The following is a 6,162-nucleotide window of genomic DNA, read 5'->3' as shown; positions in this document are numbered from 1 at the left end:
GTTCCCCCCGGCGCGCCGCAGCACCGCGAAATGCGCACCCATGTGATTCACGGTGATGGATCCCTAGCCGAGCCGCCGATGCCGCCCGCGCCGGGGGTGGCTCACGTGCAATGCGGCAATGGCAAGCCGTTTACCGCGCGGGTGGAGCGACAGGACAAGGGTCAGCGCGAAGTCTCTGTGATGTCCTTCTGCCTCAAGGGTGGCTCGCCAGCACAATCGCTTGAAGGCCTGCGCCATGCCCGGGCCCGGGTTTCTGCAGACACCCACCTTTCCCCAGAAGCCAAGGCCGAAGTCCTGCGCCAGATCGATGCCGAGATTGCCCGGCTGGAAAAGATCGCCTGATCCCGGTCATACAGCGCCGTCAGGCGGCGCGCCTGGGTTCATTCCCCGCGCCGATCCTTGCGCCGCTTGTCCCACCATTCAAGCCGTTTCAGCACCTCGCGCTCAAACCCGCGCGGGGCCGGGCGGTAATAGGTTTGCGCGGGCAATTCGTCGGGCCAGTAATTGTCGCCTGAAAAGCCGTCTTTGGCATCGTGATCATAGGCATAGCCTGCGCCGTATCCGATATCTTTCATCAACTTGGTTGGCGCATTGAGGATGTTGGCGGGCGGGGCCAGGCTGCCGGTTTCGCGGGCGCTTTTCCAGGCTTCCTTCTGCGCAACATAGGCCGCATTCGATTTGGGCGCGGCGGCCAGATAGAGGCAGGCCTGAACGATCGCCAGCTCGCCTTCGGGGCTGCCCAGAAACTGATAGGCATCCTTGGCTGCCAGGCATTGGGTCAGCGCCTGCGGATCGGCCAGGCCAATATCCTCACTGGCAAACCGGACCAGACGGCGCAGTACATAGAGCGGCTCTTCCCCGGCGGTCAGCATCCGGGCGAGGTAATAGAGGCTGGCCTGCGGATCGGATCCGCGCAGCGCCTTGTGCAGCGCCGAAATCAGATTGTAATGCCCATCGCGGTCCTTGTCATAAACTGCCACCCGGCGCTGCAGGAACTTGCCTAGTGCGGCTGGATCAAGCGGATCGGGGATATTCGCGTTGTAAAGCGTCTCTGCCTGATTGAGCAGGAACCGGCCGTCGCCATCGGCGCTGGCGACCAGTGCCGCACGGGCATCTGCGGTCAGCGGCAGTGGCCCGGCCAATTCCTCAGCCCGGTTCAGCAGTAGATCCAGCGCGGCGGTATCAAGCCGGTGCAGGATCAGGACCTGGGCCCGGCTGAGCAGGGCGGCGTTGAGTGCGAAACTGGGGTTCTCGGTGGTCGCGCCCACCAGCGTGACAGTGCCCTTTTCAACGAACGGCAGAAAGCCATCTTGCTGTGCGCGGTTGAACCGGTGAATTTCGTCCACGAACAGCAGTGTACGTTGGCCTGGCCCCAAGCCTCCACGCGCCGCCAGCTCGGCCTCGGCAAAGGCCTTTTTGAGATCGGCCACGCCTGAGAACACTGCACTCACCGAAATGAACCGCATCCCCACGGCATCGGCCAGCAGCCGGGCGATGCTGGTCTTGCCGGTGCCCGGCGGGCCCCACAGGATCATGCTGGAGAGCCGGCCGGCTGCAACCATTCGCCCAATCGCGCCCTCTGCGCCGGTCAGATGTTCTTGCCCGATCACATCGGCCAGACTGCGCGGGCGCAATTGGTTCGCCAATGGCGCGGCTTCGCCGGGCAGATTGGCGCCAGCCAAATCGGCGGCGGGCGGGGGCAGGTCATCGGCAAACAGATCGGACATTGTGCCCCCTGCTTAGACCAAACGGTGCCCAAGGTTAATCGTCAATGCAAGCGTAGCGAAGCAATCTGGAATGGTTCGCACGGGCACGGCCGGGTTGCCTGCAAAATTGAACGATTATAGATATTTGTGCGGACCTGGCGGGCAATTTGAGAAATCGTCAGTTCCGTGATAACTTTCACCAACCTTGCAGAATCGGGGATGAGGAAATGACTTTTGAAACCGCGCCGGTCAGGCCGCCGCTCAGCTTTTGGACTATCGCGGGCCTGGGTTTGGCCTGGAATATGTTCGGCGCCTATCTATACATGCTCAGCAAGATTGATCCGGAAGCCGCGCTTCAGGGCGTGACACCGGCCATGCGAGACTACGTGGCTGCCATGCCGCTGTGGGCGCATCTGGGCTGGTCGCTGGGAATCTGGGGCTCGGTGCTGGGTTCGGTGCTGATGCTGGCGCGCAGCCGCCATGCCACCGGTGCATTCATGGTATCGCTGATCGGTGCCTTGGCCAGCTTTGCAGCTCAGGCCATGGCCGGGGTGCTGGAAACAGGTCTGGCCGCCACCATCATTGCGGTGATTGCGTTTCTGTGGTGGTTTTGCCGCAAGGAAGCGGGCAACGGTTCGCTGCGCTAGATTCTTTTCCACTTACGTGGAGACTCCACCGGCCCACTCCCCCTCCCGGCCACCCCATTTTGGGCAACTTATGGGTGGCCGGGAGGGGGAGTGGGCCGGTGGTGTGCTGCTTCGGCCAAACCGAAGCAAACGCTAGCCGTTGCCATTGGCCTGGCTGATCACCCTAAGATAGGTATCGGCCACAGCCTTGTTGATCTTGTCCCAATCAAAGTCGCGGCTCAGCAGCTCGCCAGCTGCACCGTGGCTGCGGGCCAGATCGCGGTCGCCCGCATAGGCGGTCAGCGCATCGGCATAGCCGGCAATATTGCCCGGTTCTATCAGTCGGCCCGATTTGCCATCATCGACCAGATTTTCGCTGCCGGTTGCCGCCGCTGCAACCACCGGGATGCCTGATGCCATGGCTTCAAGTGAGACATTGCCGAAGGCTTCTGTTTCTGATGGAAAAAACATCGTGTCCATCGAAGCGACAGCCCGGCCAAGCGCTGCTCCGCCGGTAAATCCGATGAAAATACCGTTGCCCAGTCGTTCTTCAAACCAGGCCCGGGCCGGGCCTTCGCCCACCACCATCACCCTGTGCGCCACACCGCGGCGGCGCAGCTCGTCAACCGTGTCGCAAAACACGTCGAGCCCCTTTTCCATCACTACCCGGCTGAGGAAGCCGATCACGAAATCATCGTCTGCAATACCCAGGCTTTGCCGCCAGGCCAGATCGCGCCGAGCCGGATCGAAGATCGTTCGATCAACCCCGCGCGACCAGATCCCGATATCGCTGCCCATCCGTTCTTCGCGCAGCACTTCGACCATCGATTGCGAAGGCGCGAGCAGGGCATTGCAGCGGCGATAGAACCGCCGCTGGATTGCAATCGCCAGCGGCACTAGCAAGCCCAGATGATAATAGGGAAGGTACGTTTCAAATCGGGTATGGACCGATGCGACCACCGGCAATCCGGCTTTGCCAGCCCAGGCAATCGCGCTGTGCCCGCTGATATCGGGCGCGGAAACGTGTACTATGTTAGGCTTGAATTCCGCCAAATCGGCCTTGATCCGGGCATTTATCCCCGAAGACAGCCGATAATCGGGTCGCATCGGGATTGGCAGCGAAGGCAGCGAAACCAGATCGCCGGTTGGGGCCATGCCGGGGTTGTCGGTTGTTGGTGAATAGACCCGGACCGCCGCACCTTGACGCAGAAAATACCCCACCAAACGGTTGAGAGCGCGGTTGGCGCCATCGACCGTGATGTTGTAATTGCCCGAAAACAGGGCGATCCGAAGCTCGCTGGTCTGCATGCGCCTCGCCAATAGCGTGGAAAGTGTGACAGGGCCAAGAAAATGAACGGGCGTGCGGACCGCTCGGTGCAGGTCCGCACGCCCAGACTTGGAACAGGTCCGTTACCAGCCTGCGTCTTCGTCGTCTTGTTCGTATTCGTCAGACCGATTGTTGGCTTCGTATTCGCCGTAATTTTGGTCCTGGCGGTAATCCTGATTGCGCCGATCTTCACCGCCCTGGCTATAGCCGGTCTGATCATAGTCTGCCGGATAGGTTTCGGCGCTGCGCCCGCCATAGCAGAAATCGGGGTCGTCTCGCCCGCCATCGCAGCTTTGGCGATCATCAACATCGCCGCCCACCACCACGGCAATCGCGGCTACGGTCAGCACTCCCAGCAGCACTGCGCCGACCATATCATCCTGCTTGTGACGGCGATGATCGCTGGCCGCGGCGGGGCTGGCGCTGACTAGCGCGGTTGCACCAAGTGCAGCGGCAAGGATCGACTTCCGGGCGAGGCTGAACATCGCAAAATCTCCCTCAGCGGCTTGGCCAACAAAATGTCAGCGCCAAGCCGATCTTACGGGACACTCTTGAAGCCGCGCACCTGAACGCACCCGGTGCGCAAGTTGCAGCCTATATTCATGAAACCTTGCGAAATTGCCCGAAAGGATCAGGCCATTTCCTTCTTCCGCCCGGCTTTCTTGCGCTCATGCGGATCAAGCAGGGCCTTACGCAGGCGGATGCTCTTGGGCGTCACTTCGACCATTTCATCGTTGTCGATATAGGCGATGGCCTGTTCCAGCGTCATGATCCGCGGCGGGGTCAGCCGGATCGCATCATCCTTGCCGGTCGAGCGGAAGTTGGTCAGCTGCTTGGACTTCATCGGATTGACTTCAAGATCATCGGGCTTGGCGTTCTCGCCGATCAGCATGCCTTCATAAATCTTGTCCTGCGGCCGCACGAACAACACACCGCGCTCTTCAAGCATGTTGAGCGCATAGCCAACCGCTTCGCCCGCGCAGTTTGAGATCAGCACGCCGTTGGGACGGCCATCGATCGCGCCCTTGTAGGGTCCGTACTTGTCAAACAGCCGGTTCATGATCCCGGTGCCGCGCGTGTCCGAAAGGAATTCGCCATGATAGCCGATCAGTCCGCGGCTGGGGGCGGTAAAGGTGATGCGGGTCTTGCCGCCGCCCGATGGCCGCATATCGGTCATCTCGGCCTTGCGGATCGCCATCTTCTCAACCACCGTGCCCGAATATTCGTCATCGACGTCGATCACCACGGTTTCATAAGGCTCGGTCCGGCCACCGTTGTCATCCTGGCCATACAGCACCCGCGGGCGACTGATCCCCAGTTCAAACCCTTCGCGGCGCATGGTTTCGATCAGGACGCCCAGTTGCAATTCGCCGCGCCCGGCCACTTCGAAGCTGTCCTTGTCGGCGCTTTCGGTAATCTTGATCGCAACGTTGGATTCGGCTTCGCGTTCCAGCCGGTCACGGATCATCCGGCTGGTTACCTTGCTGCCTTCGCGGCCCGCCATCGGGCTATCATTAACGGCAAAACGCATCGACAGTGTCGGCGGATCGATCGGCTGGGCATAAAGCGGCTCGGTTACCGCAGGATCGCAAATGGTGTTGGCCACAGTTGCATCGGTCAGCCCGGCGATCGAGATGATATCGCCAGCGCGGGCTTCGTCCACGGGTACGCGTTCCAGCCCGCGGAAAGCCATCAGCTTGGATGCGCGGCCGGTTTCTACCACGTTGCCATCACGATCAAGCGCGTGGATCGGTGAATTGACCTTGATTGTGCCCGATTGAACCTTGCCGGTCAGGATCCGACCCAGGAAGTTATCGCGATCAAGCAGCGTTACCAGAAATTTGAACGGACCATCAACATCGGCTGCCGGGGCCGGAACATGGCTGACAATCTTTTCGAACAGCGGGGTCAGCGTGCCCTCGCGCATGGTCGGATCTTCGTTGGCATAGCCATTGCGACCCGAAGCATAGAGCACCGGGAAATCGCACTGCTCATCGGTTGCATCAAGGCTGACGAACAGATCGAACACTTCATCGAGCACTTCCTGGATGCGCTCATCCGGGCGATCAACCTTGTTGACCACCACAATCGGGCGCAGTCCCAGTGCCAGCGCCTTGCCAGTGACGAATTTGGTTTGCGGCATCGCCCCTTCAGAGCTGTCTACCAACAGGATCACACCATCGACCATCGACAGGATCCGCTCAACCTCACCGCCGAAATCGGCGTGGCCGGGGGTATCGACGATGTTGATGTGGGTGGTCTGCCCGTGGTGATCGTCCCATTCGACCGACGTGCATTTGGCCAGAATGGTGATCCCGCGTTCTTTTTCCAGATCGTTGGAATCCATCGCGCGTTCTTCAACCCGCTGATTGTCGCGGAATGTGCCGCTTTGACGGAACAATTGATCGACCAGGGTAGTTTTGCCGTGGTCAACGTGGGCAATGATCGCGATATTGCGCAGGGGCAGGGGGGCGGACATTCGTAGGTTCTCTCTAACGGGGGG

The 6,162-nt window shown here is 60.7% G+C and carries 6 protein-coding genes; 2 read left to right on the top strand and 4 right to left on the bottom strand.

The features are described from left to right. Window positions 1-342: hypothetical protein (locus tag ABL914_RS13560; RefSeq protein WP_391563721.1), on the top strand; the 342-nt coding region annotated here is incomplete at its 5' end. A gap of 38 nt (window positions 343-380) precedes the next feature. Here the strand turns inward: ABL914_RS13560 and ABL914_RS13555 are convergent. After that, window positions 381-1,727: a replication-associated recombination protein A gene (locus ABL914_RS13555; protein WP_391563720.1), complete on the bottom strand. Its 1,347-nt coding sequence runs from the start codon at window positions 1,725-1,727 to the stop codon at window positions 381-383. 206 nt (window positions 1,728-1,933) lie between these two features. On the opposite strand from ABL914_RS13555, the gene ABL914_RS13550 reads away from it, so the two are divergent. Then, window positions 1,934-2,353 carry a hypothetical protein gene (locus ABL914_RS13550; RefSeq protein WP_391563719.1) on the top strand — a complete coding sequence of 140 codons (420 nt, stop codon included), beginning with the start codon at window positions 1,934-1,936 and terminating at the stop codon, window positions 2,351-2,353. 132 nt (window positions 2,354-2,485) lie between these two features. Here ABL914_RS13550 and ABL914_RS13545 read toward each other — a convergent pair whose 3' ends face one another. The 3 genes from ABL914_RS13545 to typA all read right to left on the bottom strand — a co-directional run bounded on the left by ABL914_RS13545 (window position 2,486) and on the right by typA (window position 6,138). Next, entirely contained in the window at window positions 2,486-3,640 is a 1,155-nt protein-coding gene (locus tag ABL914_RS13545) for a glycosyltransferase family 4 protein (RefSeq protein ID WP_391563718.1), read from the bottom strand. A gap of 102 nt (window positions 3,641-3,742) precedes the next feature. Further along, complete coding sequence (locus tag ABL914_RS13540) at window positions 3,743-4,144, bottom strand: hypothetical protein (protein WP_391563717.1); 402 nt, start codon at window positions 4,142-4,144, stop codon at window positions 3,743-3,745. 146 nt (window positions 4,145-4,290) lie between these two features. Next, window positions 4,291-6,138 carry a translational GTPase TypA gene (gene typA / locus ABL914_RS13535; RefSeq protein WP_391563716.1) on the bottom strand — a complete coding sequence of 616 codons (1,848 nt, stop codon included), beginning with the start codon at window positions 6,136-6,138 and terminating at the stop codon, window positions 4,291-4,293. Between the last annotated feature and the right edge of the window lie 24 nt (window positions 6,139-6,162).

The organism is Novosphingobium sp., from assembly GCF_040079535.1.
Taxonomy (GTDB): Bacteria; Pseudomonadota; Alphaproteobacteria; order Sphingomonadales; family Sphingomonadaceae; genus Novosphingobium.
Note: the sequence above shows the minus strand (reverse complement) of the source record. Positions and strands in the feature narration are given on the sequence as shown.